Source organism: Glutamicibacter sp. JC586, from assembly GCF_009805585.1.
Taxonomy (GTDB): Bacteria; Actinomycetota; Actinomycetes; order Actinomycetales; family Micrococcaceae; genus Glutamicibacter.
The window spans coordinates 415,206-436,469 of the sequence record NZ_VHIN01000005.1 but is presented as its reverse complement, the minus strand read 5'-3'; the positions used below and the strand labels follow the sequence as shown (position 1 = coordinate 436,469).

At 58.4% G+C, this 21,264-nt stretch carries 19 protein-coding genes; 10 read left to right on the top strand and 9 right to left on the bottom strand.

Features of this window, described 5'->3' with window-relative positions:
• Positions 1–8: 8 nt before the first annotated feature.
• Positions 9–1,532, top strand: a complete 1,524-nt coding sequence (locus FJV47_RS05580; protein ID WP_200831949.1) for a SulP family inorganic anion transporter — start codon at positions 9–11, stop codon at positions 1,530–1,532.
• Positions 1,533–1,543: 11 nt separating this feature from the next.
• On the opposite strand, the gene FJV47_RS05575 is transcribed toward FJV47_RS05580, so the two are convergent.
• Entirely contained in the window at positions 1,544–2,584 is a 1,041-nt protein-coding gene (locus FJV47_RS05575; RefSeq protein ID WP_159610816.1) for a GGDEF domain-containing protein, read from the bottom strand.
• Positions 2,585–2,714: 130 nt separating this feature from the next.
• On the opposite strand from FJV47_RS05575, the gene FJV47_RS05570 reads away from it, so the two are divergent.
• Positions 2,715–3,410, top strand: a complete 696-nt coding sequence (locus FJV47_RS05570) for an EAL domain-containing protein (RefSeq protein WP_159610814.1) — start codon at positions 2,715–2,717, stop codon at positions 3,408–3,410.
• Here the strand turns inward: FJV47_RS05570 and FJV47_RS05565 are convergent.
• From FJV47_RS05565 to FJV47_RS05555, 3 genes are all read right to left on the bottom strand, one after another.
• Positions 3,372–3,593 (bottom strand): hypothetical protein, encoded by a 222-nt coding sequence (locus FJV47_RS05565; RefSeq protein ID WP_235026351.1) that lies wholly within the window; start codon positions 3,591–3,593, stop codon positions 3,372–3,374. The genes FJV47_RS05570 and FJV47_RS05565 overlap by 39 nt on opposite strands.
• Positions 3,590–5,029 (bottom strand): glycosyltransferase, encoded by a 1,440-nt coding sequence (locus tag FJV47_RS05560; RefSeq protein ID WP_235026350.1) that lies wholly within the window; start codon positions 5,027–5,029, stop codon positions 3,590–3,592. Before FJV47_RS05560 ends, FJV47_RS05565 begins: the two co-directional genes overlap by 4 nt.
• A gap of 168 nt (positions 5,030–5,197) precedes the next feature.
• The gene (locus tag FJV47_RS05555) at positions 5,198–6,811 is read right to left on the bottom strand and encodes an AMP-binding protein (protein ID WP_159610973.1); all 1,614 of its coding nucleotides are present in this window, start codon (positions 6,809–6,811) and stop codon (positions 5,198–5,200) included.
• A 109-nt stretch (positions 6,812–6,920) separates the two neighbouring features.
• On the opposite strand from FJV47_RS05555, the gene FJV47_RS05550 reads away from it, so the two are divergent.
• On the top strand, positions 6,921–7,421 hold the full coding sequence (locus FJV47_RS05550; RefSeq protein WP_159610812.1) for a hypothetical protein: 501 nt from the start codon (positions 6,921–6,923) through the stop codon (positions 7,419–7,421).
• Between the two features lie 3 nt (positions 7,422–7,424).
• Here FJV47_RS05550 and FJV47_RS05545 read toward each other — a convergent pair whose 3' ends face one another.
• Positions 7,425–7,766, bottom strand: coding sequence for a DUF1801 domain-containing protein (locus FJV47_RS05545; RefSeq protein ID WP_235026349.1), 342 nt, complete (start codon positions 7,764–7,766; stop codon positions 7,425–7,427).
• Between the two features lie 172 nt (positions 7,767–7,938).
• On the opposite strand from FJV47_RS05545, the gene FJV47_RS05540 reads away from it, so the two are divergent.
• The 3 genes from FJV47_RS05540 (at position 7,939) to FJV47_RS05530 (ending at position 11,699) form a co-directional block, all read left to right on the top strand.
• Positions 7,939–9,534, top strand: a complete 1,596-nt coding sequence (locus FJV47_RS05540) for an HNH endonuclease signature motif containing protein (RefSeq protein ID WP_159610810.1) — start codon at positions 7,939–7,941, stop codon at positions 9,532–9,534.
• A 352-nt stretch (positions 9,535–9,886) separates the two neighbouring features.
• A complete protein-coding gene (locus tag FJV47_RS05535; RefSeq protein ID WP_159610808.1) occupies positions 9,887–11,305 on the top strand; it encodes an MFS transporter in 1,419 nt (472 codons plus the stop codon).
• Positions 11,274–11,699, top strand: coding sequence for a DUF1801 domain-containing protein (locus FJV47_RS05530; protein WP_159610806.1), 426 nt, complete (start codon positions 11,274–11,276; stop codon positions 11,697–11,699). Before FJV47_RS05535 ends, FJV47_RS05530 begins: the two co-directional genes overlap by 32 nt.
• 129 nt (positions 11,700–11,828) lie before the next feature.
• Here FJV47_RS05530 and FJV47_RS05525 read toward each other — a convergent pair whose 3' ends face one another.
• Positions 11,829–12,230 carry a hypothetical protein gene (locus FJV47_RS05525; RefSeq protein ID WP_159610804.1) on the bottom strand — a complete coding sequence of 134 codons (402 nt, stop codon included), beginning with the start codon at positions 12,228–12,230 and terminating at the stop codon, positions 11,829–11,831.
• A 111-nt stretch (positions 12,231–12,341) separates the two neighbouring features.
• On the bottom strand, positions 12,342–13,451 hold the full coding sequence (locus FJV47_RS05520) for a hypothetical protein (protein ID WP_159610802.1): 1,110 nt from the start codon (positions 13,449–13,451) through the stop codon (positions 12,342–12,344).
• Between the two features lie 181 nt (positions 13,452–13,632).
• On the opposite strand from FJV47_RS05520, the gene FJV47_RS05515 reads away from it, so the two are divergent.
• From FJV47_RS05515 to FJV47_RS05500, 4 genes are all read left to right on the top strand, one after another.
• Positions 13,633–14,409, top strand: a complete 777-nt coding sequence (locus FJV47_RS05515; RefSeq protein WP_159610800.1) for an electron transfer flavoprotein subunit beta/FixA family protein — start codon at positions 13,633–13,635, stop codon at positions 14,407–14,409.
• Between the two features lie 13 nt (positions 14,410–14,422).
• Positions 14,423–15,406 carry an electron transfer flavoprotein subunit alpha/FixB family protein gene (locus FJV47_RS05510; RefSeq protein WP_159610799.1) on the top strand — a complete coding sequence of 328 codons (984 nt, stop codon included), beginning with the start codon at positions 14,423–14,425 and terminating at the stop codon, positions 15,404–15,406.
• Positions 15,407–15,408: 2 nt separating this feature from the next.
• Entirely contained in the window at positions 15,409–16,935 is a 1,527-nt protein-coding gene (locus FJV47_RS05505; protein ID WP_159610797.1) for a cytochrome b/b6 domain-containing protein, read from the top strand.
• Positions 16,936–17,004: 69 nt separating this feature from the next.
• Entirely contained in the window at positions 17,005–17,655 is a 651-nt protein-coding gene (locus FJV47_RS05500; RefSeq protein WP_159610795.1) for a bifunctional 2-polyprenyl-6-hydroxyphenol methylase/3-demethylubiquinol 3-O-methyltransferase UbiG, read from the top strand.
• A 69-nt stretch (positions 17,656–17,724) separates the two neighbouring features.
• Here the strand turns inward: FJV47_RS05500 and FJV47_RS05495 are convergent, their stop codons facing one another.
• On the bottom strand, positions 17,725–19,209 hold the full coding sequence (locus FJV47_RS05495; protein ID WP_235026348.1) for a rhamnulokinase family protein: 1,485 nt from the start codon (positions 19,207–19,209) through the stop codon (positions 17,725–17,727).
• On the bottom strand, positions 19,206–21,263 hold the full coding sequence (locus tag FJV47_RS05490) for a bifunctional aldolase/short-chain dehydrogenase (RefSeq protein WP_159610793.1): 2,058 nt from the start codon (positions 21,261–21,263) through the stop codon (positions 19,206–19,208). Before FJV47_RS05490 ends, FJV47_RS05495 begins: the two co-directional genes overlap by 4 nt.
• Between the last annotated feature and the right edge of the window lies 1 nt (position 21,264).

Here is a 21,264-nt window from a genome sequence, read left to right as displayed (position 1 = left end):
CCACCCCAATGTTCTGGGACACCACAGTGATTGGAGTCCCGTTGAGCACCGCGATCGCACAACTAAGCCCGCTACAACGCCAGTCGGTATGGCGCACCCTCAAATCCCCGCGGCTACTGAAAACCGAGCTGCTCGCCGGTCTGGTAGTTTCGCTGGCGCTGATCCCCGAGGTCATCGCGTTCACCGTGATCGCCGGGGTGGATCCGCGCGTAGGCATTTTTGCTTCCTTCACCATGTCCATCGTTATTGCCTTCACCGGCGGACGCCCCGCCATGATTTCTGCGGCGGCCGGCGCGGTGGCATTGGTGGTTGCCCCGTTGGTGCGCGCTTATGGGGTGGAATACCTATTCGCGACGGTGATCCTAGCCGGTGTGATCCAGGTGAGCCTCTCCGCCCTGGGCGTGGCCAAGCTTCTACGATTCATTCCACGTCAGGTGATGATCGGTTTTGTCAACGGTCTAGCCATCTCGATCTTCTGGGCGCAGATGCCCGAGCTGCGCAATGTGCCCTGGCAGGTCTACCCACTGGTGATCCTGGGGGTGGCGATCGTGTGCTTTTTCCCGAAAATCACCAAGGCGGTGCCCGCCCCGTTGATCGCCATCGTGGTGCTCACCGCGATCACTGTGTTCGCACACGTGGTGGTTCCGATGGTGGGAGACAAGGGCGCACTGCCCGATTCACTCCCAATCTTCCACCTGCCCGGTGTACCGCTGAACCTTGAAACCCTGAAGATCATCGCCCCTTATGCCATCGCTGTAGCCTTTGTGGGTCTGCTCGAATCCTTGCTCACCGCCAAATTGGTGGACGACATAACCGATACGCCCTCAAGTAAAACCCGTGAGTCGTGGGCGCAGGGCACCGCGAATATTGTTACCGGATTCTTCGGTGGAATCTGCGGTTGTGCGATGATCGGGCAAACCATGGTGGGCGTGAAAGTTTCGGGCGGACGTACCCGCATCTCCACGGCCTTCGCCGGCATTTTTATGTTGTTGCTGGCGGTGTTACTCGGGGACGTGGTGGCGCAGATTCCGATGGCTGCGCTGGTGGCCGTGATGATCGTGGTCTCGGCAACCACCTTCGACTGGCATAGCATCAAACCCAGCACCTTGAAGATGATGCCCAAGAGCGAAACCTTCGTCATGCTCATTACCGTGGTGCTCACCGTGGCTACGCACAACCTCGCCATCGGTGTGGGCGTGGGCATCCTTTCGGCCATGGTGCTATTCGCGAATCGTGTAGCCCACATGGTTACCGTGGATCGCAGCGCTACCGAACATTCGGCCGTGTACAAGGTCAACGGCGAGCTGTTCTTCGCTTCCTCCAACGACCTCTACATGCAGTTCGACTACGCGCAGGACCCCGAGAAGGTCATCATCGACATGTCCGATTCGCACCTCTGGGATGCCTCGACCGTCGCCGCCCTGGACTCGATCCGCACCAAATACGAGCACTACGGGAAGAGAGTGGAAATCCAGGGCCTGAATGAGGCCAGCCAGAAGATGCAGGACCGGATGGGCGGCAAGCTCGGCTAGGGGGCGGGAACTCAGCTTTCCCCTGCGGACTTGCCGCGTTCGGCCGCACGCTGGCGCTTGGTGGAGTACATGTCCCGGTCGGCGCGCAGGATCATGGTGCTCAAGTTGTCATCGGCTCGGGCCTGTGCCGTTCCGAAGCTCCAGGCCAGCTTGGATGACCCCGCAATGCGCTCCATCAGAAGTTGCGCCTGGCCCATCGTCGTATTGGCGAACACCAGCACGAATTCGTCTCCGCCCAATCGGCAGACCAGGTCTCCGGCACGGATCGAGCTGCACAGATGCCTCACCAGCTCCTTCAGCGCGCGGTCCCCGGCATCATGGCCGTCCTGGTCGTTGATCTCCTTGAACCCGTCCACGTCCAGCAACGCCACAGCCAGCGGCCTGCGGTACTTCCGCGACGCGAGCAAAGCGGCATCTCCACGCGCCGACAGCCCGACGCGGTTCAAGGCGCCGGTCAGCGCATCAACCTGGGTTTGCTGGCGGAATCGGCGCTTGACGTAGTGGCCGACGAACATGCCAATGACGGTGAAGAAGACCAGGCTCAGCACGTTCAACGGCCCGCTTTGGTGCTCGGTGCCTGCGGCAGGGCCGAAGAACACCGAGTAGGGAATGGTGAAAGCCATGACCGGATAGATGGTCCACCGGGTGACCGCCGGCGGAAAGAGCCAGGACATATAAAGCGCGATGAGCGGAAATTCCTGGAGCCTGAAGACGATCTGCTCATGGTTGACCGAGAACCCCACGAAGACGACAAAGGCCGACAACTCGGCCAGGGCCCCGAGATAGGCAATCCACAGTGGAAAACGGTCAAGCAGCATCCACACGGTGATCACCATGGCCAAGGTCCCGGCAACCCTGGCTACCGCCAGCTTCTGGAAGAGCGGCGAACTGAAATCATTGCCCAGGTTGACCACATAGAACACCAGCAGGAATGCCGCCACCATCCCGGTGACAGCAACTTCCAGCCGATTGATCCTGCGGAGCCTGGCCGGCAGCAGCCGGCTCCAGCAGATTCCGTCATCGTTGGCCCGCCGGTCCCTTGTCCTGGGCATGCTGCCCCCGCTTCCTTGTGAATTCATCAGTATCGCGTATCCCTGGCCAGATGCACGGTAATATCACCTTCGTACACAACAGCCTAACCAGCATCATGTTGCCAATCCGCATCGCCATCCTAGGTGGACCATGAAGTTCGCACTCCAGCCCCTGATCAACCTGCGCTCCGACGCGCTGCTGGGCTTCGAGGCGCTGGCACGATTCAGCGACGGACGCCGGCCGGACGAGCACTTCGCCCAGGCCCGGGCCGAAGGCAATCTGCTGGCGTTGGAGCTGCGCGCCCTGGAGGGCATTGTCCACGCCGCCGAAGGGCTGCCCGACGGGCTGCTGCTCACCATGAATGCCTCAGGTCCTGCGATCAAGGCCTTCGCTCGCACAACCCCGGTACTTGATCCCCGGCTGGACTGGGGGCTGGAGCTGAACGAGCTGTCCGCACCAGAAGTTTGCGATGCGGTCCGGATCAATGCCGATGAGCTCGGCTGCCTGCTGCTCGTTGACGATGCAGGCATCGGCTATGCGACAAGGGAGCGCATCCTGCGCCTGTTGCCGCACATCGTGAAGCTGGACCGTTCGCTATTCATCCACTACCTGGCATCGGATAAGGCCCGCGAACATGTGGACATCCTGCTGGCGGCCGCCCGCGAGATCAATGCCAAGACGCTGGTCGAGGGGGTCGAAACCGCCGAGCATCTTCAGCTCGCCCGCAGGCTGGACTTCGACTATGCGCAAGGCTTCTATTTCAGCCCCGGCATCGAGCTGGCGGACCTGCCCGCGGCGATGCATGAGCTACACGGACGTCTCGGGATCGATATTCCTGGTTTCTGAGCGGCGTTCGCGTCCCCGTGCGCTGCGGATCCGGATAACCGGCAGCAGCTTGACCAAGCCCAGGACCAGATAGAGCACGGTATTGATCGCGACGAACGAGGCGAGCACGGCGAACCAGTCGCTGAGCAGCACGCTTTCGGGAAGAATGATTCCCCGCGGGATCTGGACGATGAGACTCATCATGAGATGTTTTCCTTTCGTGCGGCACCCGCGTGGTCGACATGCTTCCAATCCGCGCTTCGGGCAAAGGCGATATCCCCGACGCCCTTGAGGAATGCGAGATCAAGGAAGGCGTCGTAGACCAGCTCGGGAATCACCAGCGCGGCGACGATCCTAGCTCTCCAGCCGCCGTGCCAGACCGTAACCACGCGTTCGACAGCGAAGAGCGCGCCCAGTAGCATCCAGAACGGGAACCACACCCAGGTGTCCATGGAGATCAGCATGATGATCATCAGCGCGAAATAGCTGAACAGCGCTATCACGCCATAGCCGATGCCGATCTGCTGCGCCCAGTACCGGGAGGTTTGCGCGGTGACTCCGTACGCGCCCAGGTTCTCCAACGCCCCGCGCTGCCAGCGTAGCCGCTGCGCCCACAGCATCTTCCAGTTGGGCATCAGCTCGGTGACCACCGTGCAGTCCTGCGGCGAAGTGGTCAGCGCGCCGAGGGTTTTCAGCGCGATGGTCAGCTCATTGTCTTCGGTCAAGGCGGCCGTGTCATAGACCTCGCCGGGGGTGCCCGGAAGCACGCTCCCGCGCGCCGCGGCCACCTCGCGCAGGGCCGAGGCGCGGAACACAGAGGCCGTACCGGTCAGCACGAAGACCCGGCCGTCTCGGCGTGAGATTTCGCGCTGGTAGCGGGTGTATTCATTACGCTGGAATTGGCCGATCAGCCCGTGGCCTTCTTCGCCGTGGAACAGCCCGCCCACCGACATCAGCGCGCGGTCCCAGGTGAAGCGGTCCCGGGCGGTTGCTAGGAAGTCCGCGCCGATCTGGCTGTCGGCATCCATCACCATGACGCAGTCGTTATCGCCCATCCCGGGCAGGATGGCATGCAGCGCCTGGTTCAGCGCCCCGCCCTTCTTGTGCTTGTTGCCCACCGATTCGAACACCTCGACCCCGTGCTCGCCGGCGACCTGCACGGTCCGGTCGGTGCAGTTGTCGGCCACCACGATGATCCGCGATGGCTTGAAGCTCTGCCCCTCAAGGGCTTTCAGGGTGTACGGCAGGGAAGCTTCTTCGTTGTGTGCCGGAATCAGCACCGTTACGGTGACCGGTCCTGCGTAGACGCCCCGCGTGCGGGCCATCACCGCCTTTGGTGCCAGCGGCCGGTTAGATTTTTCGATCGGTGTCCGGCGATAGCGCCAAGTGACCAGACGCTCGCCCAGGACCACCAGCAGCACCAGGATCACCGCGGCGGCAACGGAGAAAACCAGGATCGACAAATCGGGCAGCTCGGAGCTGTAGAAGGTTGTCCAGAGCCTTCCGATGGGGACCTCAATCGGGTTCCACATGCCCACCGGGCGTTCGGCGATGCTTAGCGCCCACACCAGCAGCGAGGCCGCGAGAACCACGATCATGATCACAGCGATGCCCACTAGGCGGCTGAAATGCTTCTGCACGTATGCACCCCATTCACGTCAGGAATTTCCTTGTCACCCCCGAGACTAGCCCACGGATTCCACTTGGAAAACTAGCATGCAGGAAATTTCCGGATGCAGTATTTATGCTGAACCTCACCTCCACCCAAAGCATCGCTGTGGCTCGCTGACCTGGCTGGCGGCGAGCGGCTACAGCTCCAGCAGTTTCGCCGCGTCCTCGCGCAACTGATTCTTGCGAATTTTCCCGGTGACTGTCGTCGGGAAATCCTCAAGGATCTGCACATAGGCCGGGACCTTATAGTGCGCCAATTGCCCGGAGCAGAATTCACGCACCGCTTCAATGCTCAGTGGCGGGTGACCAGCCTTCATGCGAAGGCAGGCGCAGACTGCCTCCCCGTACTTCTCATCGGGAACACCCACCACCTGAACGTCTTCAATATCCGGATGCCGGTAGAGGAATTCCTCGATCTCGGCCGGATAGATATTCTCGCCGCCGCGGATGATCATGTCCTTAATGCGCCCGACGATCGTGCAGTACCCGTCCTCGCGCATTACCGCCAGATCCCCGGTATGCATCCAGCCTTCGGCATCGATCGCAGCTTTGGTCTTGTCCTGATCGTTCCAATAGCCGAGCATCACCGAGTACCCGCGGGTGCAGTATTCTCCGGTCTCTCCGCGCTCAAGAGTTTCACCAGATACCGGATCGACCACTTTGATCTCCACATGGGGATGCACCCGGCCAATGGTTGAGGTGCGACGCTCGAAATCATCATCCCCGCGAGTCTGACAGGACACCGGGCTGGTTTCGGTCATGCCATAAGCAATGGATACCGCGCTCATGCCCATATCCTCGACGCAGCGGCGCATCACCTGCACCGGGCAGATCGATCCGGCCATGATCCCGGTGCGCAGCGCAGATAGATCGAAGTCGGAAAAGTTGGGCAGATTCTGCATGGCGATGAACATGGTCGGCACCCCATACAGACCCGTGCACTTCTCCTCGGCCACCACTTCCAAGGTGGTCTGAGCATCAAAGCCGGGCGCCGGAATGACCATGGTCACCCCGCGCGAAGTACACCCGAGGTTGCCCATGACCATGCCGAAACAGTGATAAAACGGCACCGGAATGCACAGCCGATCGTTCTCGTCTAGATCGATCATCCCGGTGACTTGGTGCCCATTGTTCAAGATATTGCGGTGGCTCAGCGTCGCACCCTTGGGATATCCGGTGGTACCCGAGGTGTATTGGATGTTGATGGGGTCCTCGGGTTTGGTCGCGGCCAAGCGTGCGGCCAATTCTTCATCACTGACCCCCGCACCCTGCTCCACCAACTGCTGCCAGTCATCGGTATCCAGATACACCACGCGCTCCAAGCTGGGGGTATCGGCCCGGGTTTGCTCAACCATCGCCCGATAATTGCTGGTCTTAAGTTCACTGGCCGCCACCAGCATCCGCAGCCCCGAATGATTGACCGCGTACGCGTATTCGTGGGTGCGGTAGGCCGGATTCACATTGACCAAAATGACGCCGATCTTGGCGGTGGCATACTGGGTGAAAACCCACTGCGCGCAGTTCGGCGCCCAAATTCCCACACGGTCTCCCGGCTCCAGACCGGCGGCGATCATCCCCTTAGCGAGCTGGTCAACTTCCTGGTTGAGTTGCTGCCAAGTCCAGCGTCGCCCGCTACTGGATTCCACCAAAGCTTCAGCAGAACCCCGGCGCGCCACCGTTCGTTCAAAATTAGCTCCAATAGTTTCGTCCAGCAGCTGCGGTTCGCTCTCGCCCTTGGCATACGCCTTCATAAACTTACCCTTCAACCCATCACCAATAGTGTCGTACATCACACTGATGACAATAGTCTGACGTGGTCGTCCTGCCAACCATGAATGCTTGTCCTGTTATGCTTCATGCATGAAAAAACTGCTGGTCACCCTTGGGTTCCTAATCATCGCTGGATATTCAGTCACCGGGCTGATGCTGATGAATCATTGGGCTTTGGTCGCGGCCAGCCACCAACCGTTGGACGCCACCATCGCCGCCATGAATGCGGCCGATCAACATTACAAGCTCGCAGGTGGAGTCGTATTTTTGGTCTTGGGCCTACTATTGGCAGTGGCGTGGGCATGGATCGCCCTGTCCAAAAAACTCTCGATGAAACCGTGGCTACAAGCCGTTATCTGGAGCCTCATCTTGACCCTAGGCGCGCCGGCCTTCTTCTTCGCTTCATTCGCCAACATGAACTCGATCGGCGATACCTACGCCGATTGGGATATGGACGCCGCGGCCGCGCTCGAACGTCCGCTGTACCTAGCCAGCGCAGCGGCGATGGTACTACTTTTCGTGCTACTCGCAGCGCGACTGGCGTCCGCAATGACCACCGGACCCCGCCAGCCGCGCCCTGTTTTCAGCTAGAAGTTAGCCGGCGGCCTTCTGAACCAGTGCGCGGATCTTCTGCTCGGTGGCTTCATCTAGTGAACTGATCGTCCATGCCACTGGGTGCATATGCGCGCCTTCTTCAAACGCCGGGTTCACTACTTCGCCAAACCCGAAGACCACATACTCTTTGTCGGGCTTGATGTAGCAGATATCGTTTCCGTCCTTAACGTAGAACGGTAGACCCCAACGAACAATCGGTTCTAGCGCCGGGGCGATTTCGCTGACCAGCTCGTGTAAACGCAACGCAATCTGGCCGTACGGTGCTGGGGCAGCACTGAGCTTGTTGCGCACTGCATCATCGCCCTTTTTGCCAAAAATCATGACCAAGTCCTCTCAATTTCTACATTCTTAAGCGATCGTAGAGATCCCACAAACCGTGGCCGAATCGTGATCTTATGACCGCTACTTAACGATCCCACAAACTTCTGCACAGAGGCCATAAATCCGCGCAAATTCAGTCCAAACTGTCGGTGCGCGGCGGGAAAATTTAAGCATGACTCATCCATATTTCCACCCCGACGACGATGACGAACATCGTCTACCGCTGGACCCGCCCGCTACCCGTGGCGAGTCACAATCAGATTCCGCCTTCACCGACTATCTGGAACATGAGTTGCTTTATGGTCGCGTGAAGAAGCTTGCTGATGATCTTTACGCGGCCGGTCCCATGAATGGCCCCGGCGATGGCTTGGCGCAACTAGATACAATTCAACGGCTCAACAGTGTCCTTTTTGCAGCAACCTCGGTCATCATGGCCGATAGCGTTGAGCAGGTCGCACAGATTTACGCAGAAGATACCGTGGCCAAACCCCATCTTGAGACGGAACAGCAGCGACGTGACAGGCTCAGCGCCAACTACTATCGCGTAGATCCAACCAGCGATCAGATCATCACCTCCAACTTTGTTGCTGAAGCTTCCGTTGCCTTACGGGAAACCAATGAAAAGGTCCGTTCTCGGATGTTCACGGCCAAGGGGCTTCGCCACATATGCTCTGAAACCCTTCAAGCTTTGATTGCTGGGGATATCACTCCGGCAGCAGCTAAGTCAATCGTTAAGTACTCTCAGGACTTGACCGAGGAACAGATCGACTTGATGCAGCACCAACTACTGCCAGTTGCTGCCACCGCAAGTGATGAAACCATCGCTCAGCGCGCCCGTCGATTCCACGATCGCGCCAATCCAGAAGCAGCCAACGAACGGCATGAAAACGCCCTGGAAGCTAGGAAGATCTCAGGGTGGGATCTGCCCGATGGAATGGCAGCTCTCAAGGTCTATGGGCCAGCAGAGGACATCCGTTCGGTCCTCACCACTTTGAGGCACGTGGCCTCGCAGAATAACGATGCTCAGGACACCAGAACTCAGGCTCAGCTTGAGGTAGATATCTTTTTTGATGCCATGATCAACGGGTGGCCAGGTTCCAACGGTTCACCACTTAAGCCACGCGTCGTCGTTACGATTCCTGCCTTGCAGATGATCGCCAACCCCGAGACTGCGATGGCAGATCTGGAGGGTTACGGCCCCATCCCCATGGGCGTTGCGTTGAAGATCGCCAAGGATGCCCCTTCAATCATCCCGATGCTCACTGATCCTTTTAGTGGCGCGGTCATGGACGTGGGCCGTAAGCGCTACAAGCCAACTCGGGTTCTCAAGGAGTTCCTCCGCGCTCGTGATCAGCACTGTTGTTTCCCGGGATGCCGGCGCACCGCTGATAATTCCGAAGTTGACCACGTCGACGCATGGGAAACCGGCGGACATACCAACCGCAAGAACACCGAACTCTTGTGCAAGCAGCACCAGATGTTTAAGCACGCGTTGGGATGGCAGGTCATCAACTGCCCAGACGGTTCCAAGTCTTGGCGCACGCCACACGGGCTGAGCTCGGTGGTGGTGCCCGGAAGCGTCGAAAACGTGGAGCGTTTTGAACACGCTAATGATCGTTGTCCGGAACGTGAACTCGCTTCGCCCGATGACCTTCGTAGATTACTCGGAAACTCAGCGCTTTCCGATGACAATCTGATCATTCGGGTTGAAAACCCAACTGTCATCGATGGCAACCTTCATGAAGGCCAAGACGCCACCCCATCCTGAGCGACCTAACGCACCTGCAGGATGTTGAGTGACGGAAATTTTCCGTCACTACGAACAAGCCAGATCTCCAATAGCTCGGAACGACCACAGCACCTGGAAACCAGCATCCATGCTGTACGTTTCGTTGCCCTGTTTCCTTAATTCTTTATGGTCCGGATCGAGGTGACGGATCCGTTCCGTCAGCCGAAGGACTTTACCCAAGAACTTAGAGCCTCAGTCTCCAACTGACGGATCCAATCCGTCAGTCCAAGCACTAACGATCCTGGTTCAATGTAAATTACCTATCGGCGCTCTCACCCCGAAGAGTATCCTGTTGCTACATCCACTAGCACCAACAAGAGCGGGTCACCCCATGAGTGACGAGCAGATTGGAAATTCCACACCCACCGATGCCGCGACGCGCGTGGTACCGGCCGATGGTCAACGCAGTTTTATGCGCATCCTCATCAATACCGCGGTAGCGAATTTCACCACCAGTTTCCTCTGGTTTGCACTGACCTTCTGGGTCTATCTGGAAACCGAAAACGTGATGGCTACCGGCATTATTGGCGGCGCCTTTATGCTTCTCATCGCGGTGTTTTCCATGGTTTTCGGAACGATCGTGGATAACCACCGCAAGAAGTCGGTATTCGTCTTCTCGTCCATAATCACCGCCATCGCTTTCACTCTCGCCGGGGTGATCTACCTGTTGTTACCCACCGAAGACATCCTGAACGTGGGCGGGTGGCAATTTTGGCTCTTCTGTCTAGTCATTCTCGGCGGCGCCATCGTCGAACAAATGCGTGGCATCGCACTGTCGACCACAGTCACACTACTGATCCCCGTCGATCGGCACGCCAATGCCAACGGCTTGGTGGGCACGGTGCAAGGCATCGCATTTATCATCACCAGCGTGTTCAGCGGGCTGGCGATCGGCTGGCTGGGGATGGGCTGGACGCTGGCGATTTCCATCGTGATGGTGGTGCTGACGATGCTGCACTTATTGGGAATCTCCATGCCGGAAGAAGAACCAGAAAAAGAAGAAGGCCGAACCAAGACCAGCGATTTGCGTCTCGGATTCACCACGGTGATGGCGATTCCCGGACTGTTTGCGCTGATCATTTTTTCGATGTTTAACAACTTCATCGGCGGAACCTACATGGCGTTAATGGATCCTTACGGGCTGACCATCATGTCGGTGCAGGCGTGGGGGCTCAGCTTCGGTTTGGCCTCGACCGGGTTCATCGTTGGCGGTTTGCTCATCGCCAAGTTCGGGTTGGGCAAGAACCCGATCCGGACCATGCTCTGGCTGGTGGCGGCCATGGGATTGCTCGGAGCGATCTTCACCATCCGCGAATGGACGTGGCTCTACATTGTGGGGATCTGGTTGTACATGATGTTGATCCCGGCGGTCGAGGCCTCCGAGCAAACGGTGATACAGAAAGTGGTCACCTTCCGAAGGCAGGGACGCGTTTTTGGTTTTGCGCAAATGATGGAAGCTGCGGCCGCGCCGATTACCGCGTTCTTGATTGCGCCCATTGCCCAGTATTGGATCATTCCTTTCATGCGCAGCGATCAGGGCGATGCGCAGTTCGGGTGGTTGCTCGGTTCCGGCCAGGGGCGCGGCATTGCCTTGATCTTCCTTGTCGGAGGGTTGATTATGATCTTGGTGGCCTTCTTGGCCATGAGCACCAAACAGTATCGCAAGCTTTCAAGCATTTTCCAGGCAGACGAAACAACCACACCGCAGGAGCAGACACTTGGCGACATCTCAGAAGACCCTTCCCACTGACGCTGACGTACATGAGTTCATCGCCGCCGCCACCCCGGCTAAGCGTCGGACCGATGGCGAGGAACTGGAGCGACTTTTCAGCGAGGTCACCGGTGAGAAGCCGGTGATGTGGGGCCCGAGCATCGTCGGTTACGGAACCTACACCTACGTTTCCCCGTCCAACCCGAAAAACACTGGCATTTGGCCAAAAACCGGGTTCTCCCCGCGCAAGGCGCAGCTGTCTATTTACGGACTTAAGGATCTGCCCGAGGGTGCAGAACTACTGCCGGAGTTGGGCAAGTACACCGAGGGTATGGGGTGTGTATACGTGCGCAAACTCGAGGACATTGATCTTGAAGTGTTGCGCAGACTGATAACGATCGCCATGACCCGCACCGATCAGAGTGCGGGCTAGGCGGACGATTGAGCTAACTTTGAAGAGCCAAAAGATAGTTTTCGGTAAGGAATTGGATGCGAATCAGCCCTGCGAACACAGGCAACTGGTCCAGCCTCCCTTAATGCAGATTTCAGAATCTGCCCTAGATTATCGCGCCAAAGCTCGGCCATTCCTGCGCAGAATAGCGGACCCCGCGATACATAGTCCGAGAAGTAGTGCCGCTGCGCAGGAGAAGAGCGAGACCTTTAGAGGCAATTGCCCGCTGGCTGAATTTGGGAAGGCGTCAAACAGTAGCAAGGCCCAGAACAGACCAGGAATGAGACCTGCCGCGAGGGAAATGAAGCTAAAAAGTACTGCGTGTAGCCAACGTTCAGCAGCCTGCCCCAGCCACGCCATTACGCTGGCGATCGCGAGCCATGGGAGCAAGGGGAAGACCAGTGGTATCCAGAGGTCCGGCATGATCCACCAGGGGGCCGCACCTAGGAGCGGATCAGCAATGAACAGCAACCCGGCGAAAAGAATTCCGCTGGCTGCAGGTAACCACCTCATGTATAGGGACCTTGCCATCGTCCTAACCAGCCATCCATCTCATAATAGAAAACGGGACTCTACATCGGATGATACCCGCAACTACGTGAGGTGCGGGTATCGGTTAATAGCTTATTCGGCCTCTTCGAAGAAGGCCTCAACCTCGGTGATGCCTGCGGAAATGACCGGGACCAGACGCTCGTCGATGCTGTAGGTATCGCCATCCTTGGCCAGCAGGTCGTAGTTGACTAGTGAGTCCATGGCGGCCTGTGCTTCTGGAAGTACCGCGTCGTAGATCTTCGGGCCAACGTTGCGGCGCAGACCCTCAAGGTCACCTTCGCGGCCGGTGGACGCAGTGACCAATAGGTTGCGCAGCACCAAGTAGTGCGCTTCATCGCGCAGGGTCACGTCATAGGCTGGGTTCAGGTGTGCCTGGACCGCGCCGACAGCCATTTCGAAGAGCAGCTGAGCGCTGTCGGCTTCCGTGCCATCTACCAAGAGGTCGTAGGATTCTTCGTCCAGCTTCATGATCGAACCGTCTTGCTCCACCACGCACATCTGGGCCGCACCCCACACGTAGGTGAACGCCAGTGGGGCCGGGGCATCGTTGTCGAAAGTTTCTGGGTCGATGCCGACCGCGCGCTGCACTCGGGCTCGTGCATCGTTAGATTCTTCGCTTAAATCGGTCATGTCAACACCATCACCTAGGGCCAGAGCGAAGGCTTTGACCTGCTCAAAGAGCTTGGTGCCGCGCAAAAGTTCGCACAGTTCAGCGTCGGACTCGGCGAAACCTTCGAGGGTATCTTCAAGCATTTCGCGCAGTGCGTCGAAGTTTTCGCTCTCACCTTCCCAGAGCTTGTTCTCCTCAAGGAAGCTGAGGTAGTCCAGCCAGGAAGCAAAGATTGGCTCTGGCGCCACCGAGTCGTCAAGCCCCACCAGGTACTCGGCCAAGGTCTCGCCAAAGAGGTCGATGTCGATGTTGTGGAGGTTGGAACTGCTGGCACGCTGCGCATATGCGCCACCCACGGCGCCGACGACATTCAGCTGGATGGAGGCAGCCGCTGCTGCATCCTCCGGGGAAAAAGCAGGGACCGTGGCGGCCACCCACCCGGTGTATTGCTCGCGCAGGGACTCTAGGTACGCCTCCACCTGAATGAGGTAAACGCTGCGCCCACGAGGTGCGGACTTGGCAGGGTTTCCTGCGCCGGAGTTTTTCTTGCCTGGACGCTTTTTGCTAGCCATGAACGTTCCTTCGATTAAGCAATGCTGATATCTAACTCAAGCCTACGGTGCACCGTGGATTTGCGGTAACAGCTGGGCAACCATTGACGTTGGGAAAATCATCGGAGATGATGGTCAGCAGAGAAACTTGGATGTCCTAGTATTTGCGTTACTAGTATTTTCGTTACAGGGGAGAAACCGAATGAAGATCGCCGTTTTGATCAAGGAAGTTCCGGACACCGGGGCGGACCGAGCATTGAACCTGAACACGGCTTTGGCTGATCGATCTGCTTCGGACGCAGTGCTTGATGAAATCGGCGAGCGCACCGTTGAGGTGGCCCTGAAGGTACTGGACAAGGATGCTGACACGCAGATCACCGTGCTGAGCATGGGCCCAGAATCTATCCAAGCCACCGTTCGAAAAGCCCTGGCCATGGGAGCAACTTCGGCGGTACAAATCAGCGACGAGCAACTATTGGGCGCTGACCTTTTGCTCACCGCCGAAGTATTGGCTGCCGCGCTACGCCGCGAAAACTACGACCTGATCCTCACCGGCAACATGTCCACGGACGGTTCGGCCGGAATGCTGCCGGTGATGCTCGCCGAACTGTTAAATTTGCCGGCGGCCACCTCACTGTCTTCGATAGAGATTAGCGACTCACAGATCAGCGGAACCCGCGAGCTTTCCGGCGCTACAGCACAGGTACGCACCGCACTTCCGGCAATCGCTTCAATTACCGAAGCCCTGCCCGACGCCCGATTCCCCAACTTCAAGGGCATTATGGCCGCGAAGAAGAAGCCGATCGAGGTAGTGTCACTGGCCGATCTTGGCGTTGATCCCCTTCCGGCCGATACCGCTAGGTCCATCATGCTGTCTGTGGATCAGCGACCGCCACGTCAGTCCGGCACCATCATTAACGACGATGGGCAAGCCGCGAGAGAATTGGTCGAATATTTGAGCAAGAACAACCTGGTGTGAGCGGAGAAAAACCATGACTACTTTTGCCCCCGATGCCATCCTGGTTTTCCTTGAGACCACCCCCGATTTTCAGTTGGCCGAAAATTCTGCCGAACTACTGGGTGCCGCGGCCGCCGTTGGTACTCCGATCGCGCTGGTGACCGGGCCGGAGCAGAACCTAGGGGATTTTGCCCAGCAAGCCATCGCCGCTGGTGCCGCAGCGGTACTCACCGCACAGGTTGACTCACCGATCCTTACTGCGCCACTGGCCGATGCGCTGAGCAGCGCCTACACGTTGGTTCAGCCCCAGGCCGTGCTTTGTGGCCATACCCTCACCTCGCGCGAGGTGGCGGCCCGTTTTGCAGTGCGCAATAAGCTGGCACTCAACGTGGATGCACTGGGCGTGGCGCGCGATGAACAGGGTATTACCGCTAGCCATTCCATTTATGGTGGCGCCTATTCGACGGCGAGCGCTCCGACCTTTGGTGCTGCGGTGATCACCCTTCGGGTGGGCAGCGTTGAAGCTCGCGCGCAGGCGCAAGAAGCGTCAACGACAGCCTTGGATGTTCCACCAAGCACCACACCCGAGGTCGAACTCGGCGAGATACAGCAGGCCAGCACCGATTCTTCTCGCCCAGAGCTACGCACGGCCAGTCGCGTTGTCTCCGGGGGTCGCGGCCTGGGTAGCACCGAACAGTTTGAGCTGGTGTACCAGCTGGCCGATGCGCTGGGCGCCGGTGTCGGCGCCTCACGAGCAGCGGTAGATGCCGGCTACATTGAGCACGCCGCGCAGGTGGGTCAAACCGGTGTTGCTGTTTCACCGCAACTTTATGTGGCGCTGGGCATCTCCGGCGCCATCCAGCACAAGGCCGGAATGCAGACCGCGAAAACCATCGTGGCGATCAATAAGGACAGCGATGCGCCGATCTTTGAGATCGCAGACTTTGGCATCGTGGGCGATGTCTTTAAAGTTGTCCCGCAGCTGATCACCGCGTTGGAAGAACGCAAGGCGCACTGACCATGAGCTCAACACCCCAGAGAATTCGCCAAGGCTTGCCACGTGTAGCCGGCGGGGAACCTTGGCCGCCAAGCGATATTGTTGCCAAAGTTATCGAGCCGGTTGTTCACGAATCAGTCGAACCTGAGGCCAAGGTTGTGGTGGAGCCTATTGCTACCGCGCCGGCAGCCGTTGTGACACCACCCGCCGCAACTGGGCGACCCGTTCGTCAGGGTCTACCTCGTGTGGTTGGTGGCGATCCTTGGCCGCCCTCGGACACCGCGGTGACATCGGCACCTACTAATCAGGTTGTTACACATACTTCGGTTCCGGACCCGGATCCAGCAGAAGTTGAAGCCCCTGTCGAACATGCTGTTCCGGCTGCCACCAGTGGCAACAGCCCGTCGGTTCGGCAAGGATTGCCACGAGAGGTTGGCGGTGAAGCTTGGCCGCCAAGTAGTTTTGTGGCTGCACCTGCTGTTGCTGATAATCCTCCGGCACAGAAACCAATTGAAACCACGCCAGTTTCACAGGTCGAGTCGGTTCAGACGGCGGCACCTGCACCTGAGATTGCTCCGACGCCAGCGCCAGAACAAAAATCAGCGCCAGCGCCGACAGCCAAAGAAGAACCGAAGCGTCACGGTCCGCTGACCACTAAGCAGTGGGTGCTTGCCGGAATTCTCGGCGCGTTCTGCGCGCTGGGTATGGCCACCGCAGTGGTTCTTGTTGCCCGTGGCATCGCGGGCATCGATGCGGTTCAGTCCTTCCTTCAGCGCTACCCGGGCGAATACCACCTGCCTAAGTCAGCTCCGGTTGGCGTTCCCGCGTGGCTGGCGTGGAATCACTTCTTCAACTTCTTCCTGATGGTGCTCATCATTCGTTCCGGAATGCTCGTGCGGCACCAGAAGAAGCCGCCTGCCTATTGGACATCCAAGCGCAGCCCGAAGGTCAGCATCAACTTGTGGTTGCACCAGGCCTTGGATCTGTTGTGGATCATCAACGGGCTGGTGTTCATCATTTTGCTGTTCGCGACGGGACATTGGATGCGGATCATCCCGACATCGTGGGAGGTTTTCCCGAATGCGATCTCTGCGGCCCTGCAATATCTGACCCTTGATTGGCCGACCGAGAACGGCTGGGTTAACTACAACTCGTTACAGCAAATCGCGTACTTCGTGACCGTGTTCATTGCTGCCCCATTGGCCGCGATTACCGGTTTCCGGCTCAGCGCTTACTGGCCCAAGAGCCCCGCCATGAGCAAGCGATACCCAATCGAGGTAGCACGCGCATTGCACTTCCCCACGATGCTCTACTTTGTACTATTCATCGTTGTTCATGTGGTCTTGGTGTTCTCCACCGGGGCGTTGCGCAACCTAAACCATATGTACGCAGCCCAAGGTTCGACCGATCCGACACAATACGCCGGGAACTGGGTGGGGCTACTCTACTTTGCCCTGTCGTTACTGGTTATCGCCGGTGCGTGGATTGCTTGTAGGCCGATGGTTCTCTCATCCATTGCCGGAGCCTTCGGAAAGGTCAGCTCTCGATAGCTTCGGGGATTCTTGCCTCTGGCGCAAATCTGCTCGCGTATACCTTCGGTGGCTCGATATTCTCGATTCATGAGCCATCATCATCAGACACAAGAGCTTCAAGGCGCCGCCTTCTGGGAAAACCACTACGGTCAGTCACAGCGAGTATGGTCCGGCAAGGTCAACCAGGTCATCGAGAATTTGGTGGCGCCGCTAACCCCGGGGACATCCCTGGATATTGGTTGTGGTGAAGGTGGTGACGTGCTCTGGCTGGCATCACGCGGTTGGAAAGCTACGGGTTTAGATATCTCCACGACCGCGGTAGCTCGCGCCAAGGAAGATGCTGCGAAGCATGGCTTGGATGAAAGCCAGACGCAGTTCATCGCTTCGGACCTCAAGGATTGGAACCCAGAACAGCTTTTTGATCTGGTGACCTTGAGCTTCTTCCAAGCACCTTTCGAGTTCCCGCGCGCCGAATTCCTACGCAAAGCGGCCAGGTTAGTGGCATCTGGCGGGCATCTTCTGGCTCTGTCCCACGCCTCTTTGCCGTCCTTCGCGCAGATCCCAGAACATGAGCTTCCGAACTTCCCGAGCCCCGAGCAAGAACTCGAGGCATTGGCGTTAGATCCTGCGGAATGGAACATCCTTACTGCCCAGACTCGTGAACGCAGCATCACGGCTCCCAATGGAGAACCCGCAGTGATGGACGATTCTGTAGTGTTCGTTCAGCGTAAGGGTTAGCCTGAAATGGAGTGATCCCCCAGCCTGCGCAGCTGGAGGATCACTGATGGCTTAGTCTCCCACACGGATCTAGGCCAGCTTGAGCGCGCTATCTGGTTGATAGTCGCGTAAAACTACAGACCTGCGCACGATCGCACGCAAGTCTTCACTGGTGGCAGCCCCCTGAGATACCGCCCGCAGCTGTACCAGCACATTGCCCAATGCTGTGCACTCAACCGGGCCGGCGACTACCGGAACTCCTGCCAGGTCAGCGGTGCGCTGACACAGCAGTTCACCTTGTGACCCGCCGCCGACGATATGGATGTCGGCTAGTTCAAATCCACCAAAACGTGCTGCCCGATGCGCTTGAGTAGCAAAGCTTGAGGCCAGCGATTCGATCACCACACGGATTAGCTCGGCACGAGTCTCTGGCGCTGTCCCGCCCGCCTGAAGGATCGCTGCACTGATTCGTTCAGGCATCTTCCTCGGAGCAAGGAACTGCTCGTTTTGTGGATCGATCAAGATCTGGGGAACGGGCAAACTCGCTGCTTGCTCCAGCAGATCAGTCAGTTGAACTTCACCCTGCGCGTCCAGGCTAGCCTGCTGATTCCAGTAGCTCACCGATTCACTGAGCAAGAAGGTTCCGGTGATGTTCTTCAGGAACCGCACCGCCCCATCCAAACCCAGCTCATTGGTGAAACCCTCTATTTGGGCTTCGGTGGTGAGCACTGGTTCAGGCAATTCAACCCCCACCAACCCCCAGGTGCCACAGGAAATATAGGCAGACTTCTCGCCGGTCAGTGGTGTTGCTGCCACCGCGCTAGCGGTGTCATGCGAGGCAACCGCCACCACCTGCACCGATGCCGAGGCCCCAAATTCGCGGGCCAATCCAGGCAGCAAAGATCCGATAGTTTCCCCCGGTTGCACCAATGGGGCAAGTTTGCCAGAAACGCCGAGGTGGTGAACCAGTTCTTCATCCCAGGTACCGGTTCGCTGGTTGAGCAGCCCGGTAGTGGAAGCATTGGTCCATTCGCAACGCGCCTGACCGGTCAGCAACCAGTTGATGTAATCAGGAACCAACAACAGCGCGTCGGCGGCTTCCAATCGGTCATCGCGCTGCTCAGCTTGCAACTGATAGACGGTATTAAACGGCAGAAACTGCAGACCGTTACGATCAAAGAGTTCGGCGCGAGAAAACTTGGTTTCCAACTGCGGCACGGCAAGTTCATTGCGCGGATCGCGGTAGTGGCGAACCTGCCCCAGACGTTGCCCGTCTTTTTGTAGCGCATAGTCCACCGCCCACGAGTCAACTCCAATGCTCGCGATATCCGGGCGAAGCTCAAAAGCTTTGGCCAGACCCAGCCGGATCTGCGACCACAGCTCATCGATCCCCCAGGCCAAGTCTTCTGCGCAGGCGTCGGCCTCAAACTTTGTCAGCGAAACCGGGCCGTTGGCGAAGCGGTGGACGAGGGTGAGTTGGACCTTGCCGTCCACCAGTTCGCCAATCATGACTCGGCCGCTGGTGGCGCCCAGATCAATGGCCGCCACCGGCGCGTGAGTAATCTTGTTCATCATCGCAGGAACGCTGCAGCTACCCCGGAGTCCACCGGGATGTGTAGTCCGGTGGTGCGGGTTAGCTCGGGTCCGGTCAGCACATAGACTGCATCGGCCACGTTCTCCGGAACAACCTCGCGCTTGAGAATGGTGCGGTTGGCGTAGAACTGGCCCAAATCTTCTTCGTCCACTCCGTAGGTGGCCGCGCGGTTGGCGCCCCAGCCGGAGGCAAAGATCCCCGAACCGCGGACCACTCCGTCGGGGTTGATGCCGTTCACGCGCACGCCATGTTCGCCAAGTTCCACTGCTAGCAGGCGGACTTGGTGAGCCTGGTCAGCCTTGGTCGCCGAGTAAGCGATGTTGTTCGGGCCAGCAAAGACGGAGTTCTTGGAGGAAATGTAGATGATATCCCCGCCCAGCTTCTGTTCGATCAGCACCTTGGCAGCTGCCTTGGACACCAGGAACGAGCCCTTGGCCATCACATCATGCTGCAAGTCCCAGTCGGCTTCGGTAGTATCCAGCAGCGACTTTGACAGTGAAAGTCCGGCATTGTTCACGATCAAGTCCAAACCACCGAAGGCGAGCACTGCTTCATCGATAGCGGCCTGCACGGCGTTGGCATCGGCCACGTTGGCTGCCACACCCACGGCAACATCCGTATCGCCCAATTCGGCTGCGGCGTCCTGCGCCTTGGCCAAATCCAGATCGGCGATCACCACGCAAGCGCCTTCGGCTGCCAGTCGCTTGGCCACCGCCTTGCCGATGCCCGAGGCAGCACCGGTAACCAGTGCGATGCGTCCGGCATGGCTCTTAGGCTTAGGCATACGCTGCAGCTTGGCTTCTTCCAAGGCCCAATACTCGATTCGGAACTTCTCCTCATCGGAAATCGGGGTGTAGGTAGAGAGCGCTTCGGCCCCCCACATCACGTTGATGGCGTTCAGGTAGAACTCGCCTGCCACGCGTGCGGTCTGCTTGTTCGCACCATAGGAGAACATGCCCACGCCAGGAATTAGAACGATCAGCGGGTCAGCCCCGCGCATGGCCGGGGAGTTCTCGTTCTTGTGGGTCTCATAGTAACGCTGGTAGTCAGCACGGTATTTGACGTGCAGTTCTTGCAAACGTGCAATTTGCTCTTCAACGCTAGCCGACGCTGGCAGATCCAGGACCAGAGGCTTGACCTTGGTACGCAAGAAGTGATCCGGGCAGCTGGTGCCTAGGGCAGCCAGCGGAGCCAGCTTTTCGCGTGAGAGGAAGTCCAACACCCGCCCATCGTCACTAAAGTGGCCGACCATTGGCTTGTCGGTACTGGCTAGCCCACGGATCGTGGGGGCCAAAGCGGCCGCACGTGAGCGACGCTCAGATTCAGGCAGGGCTTCAAAACCCGCTACCACTGCACCGAAAGGCTCGGACGCTCCATGATCCTTGATGTAGGAGGCCGCCCTGTCAATGATCCACAGCGAGTTAGCTTCGGACTCTTCGCTGGTTTCACCCCAGGCGGTAATGCCGTGTCCGCCGAGAATACAACCCACCGCTTGCGGGTTCTCTTCCTTGATTCGTGCGATATCTAGACCGAGCTGGAAACCGGGACGGCGCCAATCCACCCACGCCACTTTGTGACCAAAGATTTTGGCGGTGAGTTCGCGACCATCCTTGGCGGTGGCGATAGCAATTCCAGAATCTGGGTGCAGGTGATCAACGTGGTTGGCGTTGACCAGGCCGTGCATGGCGGTGTCGATCGATGGGGCTGCCCCGCCCTTGCCGTGCAGGCAATAGTCGAAGGCGGCCACCATTTCATCTTCCCGTTCTACCCCGGGGTATACATCAACCAGTGCGCGCATGCGGTCAAGACGCAGCGTGGACAGTCCCTTTTCGCTCAAGGTACCCAGGTCACCTCCGGATCCTTTGACCCAAAGTAGCTCGATGTTTTCGCCGGTGACCGGGTCGATTGCGTTGCCCTTGGCCGAGGTATTTCCGCCGGCGTAGTTGGTGTTTTTCTTGTCTTGGCCCAGGCGGTTTGACCGCGCAATGAGTTCGGCGGCGGTGCTGGTGCTCGGGGTTACGATGCTTTGAGTCATG

Bases quoted from the DNA above. Each gene is read 5' to 3' on its own strand.
- FJV47_RS05515 (WP_159610800.1), top strand. From the start codon at position 13,633: ATGAAGATCGCCGTTTTGATCAAGGAAGTTCCGGACACCGGGGCGGAC.
- FJV47_RS05545 (WP_235026349.1), bottom strand. From the start codon at position 7,766: ATGATTTTTGGCAAAAAGGGCGATGATGCAGTGCGCAACAAGCTCAGT.
- FJV47_RS05500 (WP_159610795.1), top strand. From the start codon at position 17,005: ATGAGCCATCATCATCAGACACAAGAGCTTCAAGGCGCCGCCTTCTGG.
- FJV47_RS05540 (WP_159610810.1), top strand. From the start codon at position 7,939: ATGACTCATCCATATTTCCACCCCGACGACGATGACGAACATCGTCTA.
- FJV47_RS05505 (WP_159610797.1), top strand. From the start codon at position 15,409: ATGAGCTCAACACCCCAGAGAATTCGCCAAGGCTTGCCACGTGTAGCC.
- FJV47_RS05490 (WP_159610793.1), bottom strand. From the start codon at position 21,263: ATGACTCAAAGCATCGTAACCCCGAGCACCAGCACCGCCGCCGAACTC.
- FJV47_RS05550 (WP_159610812.1), top strand. From the start codon at position 6,921: ATGAAAAAACTGCTGGTCACCCTTGGGTTCCTAATCATCGCTGGATAT.
- FJV47_RS05495 (WP_235026348.1), bottom strand. From the start codon at position 19,209: ATGATGAACAAGATTACTCACGCGCCGGTGGCGGCCATTGATCTGGGC.
- FJV47_RS05535 (WP_159610808.1), top strand. From the start codon at position 9,887: ATGAGTGACGAGCAGATTGGAAATTCCACACCCACCGATGCCGCGACG.
- FJV47_RS05520 (WP_159610802.1), bottom strand. From the start codon at position 13,451: ATGGCTAGCAAAAAGCGTCCAGGCAAGAAAAACTCCGGCGCAGGAAAC.
- FJV47_RS05555 (WP_159610973.1), bottom strand. From the start codon at position 6,811: ATGAAGGCGTATGCCAAGGGCGAGAGCGAACCGCAGCTGCTGGACGAA.
- FJV47_RS05580 (WP_200831949.1), top strand. From the start codon at position 9: ATGTTCTGGGACACCACAGTGATTGGAGTCCCGTTGAGCACCGCGATC.
- FJV47_RS05510 (WP_159610799.1), top strand. From the start codon at position 14,423: ATGACTACTTTTGCCCCCGATGCCATCCTGGTTTTCCTTGAGACCACC.
- FJV47_RS05525 (WP_159610804.1), bottom strand. From the start codon at position 12,230: ATGAGGTGGTTACCTGCAGCCAGCGGAATTCTTTTCGCCGGGTTGCTG.
- FJV47_RS05575 (WP_159610816.1), bottom strand. From the start codon at position 2,584: ATGCCCAGGACAAGGGACCGGCGGGCCAACGATGACGGAATCTGCTGG.
- FJV47_RS05565 (WP_235026351.1), bottom strand. From the start codon at position 3,593: ATGATGAGTCTCATCGTCCAGATCCCGCGGGGAATCATTCTTCCCGAA.
- FJV47_RS05570 (WP_159610814.1), top strand. From the start codon at position 2,715: ATGAAGTTCGCACTCCAGCCCCTGATCAACCTGCGCTCCGACGCGCTG.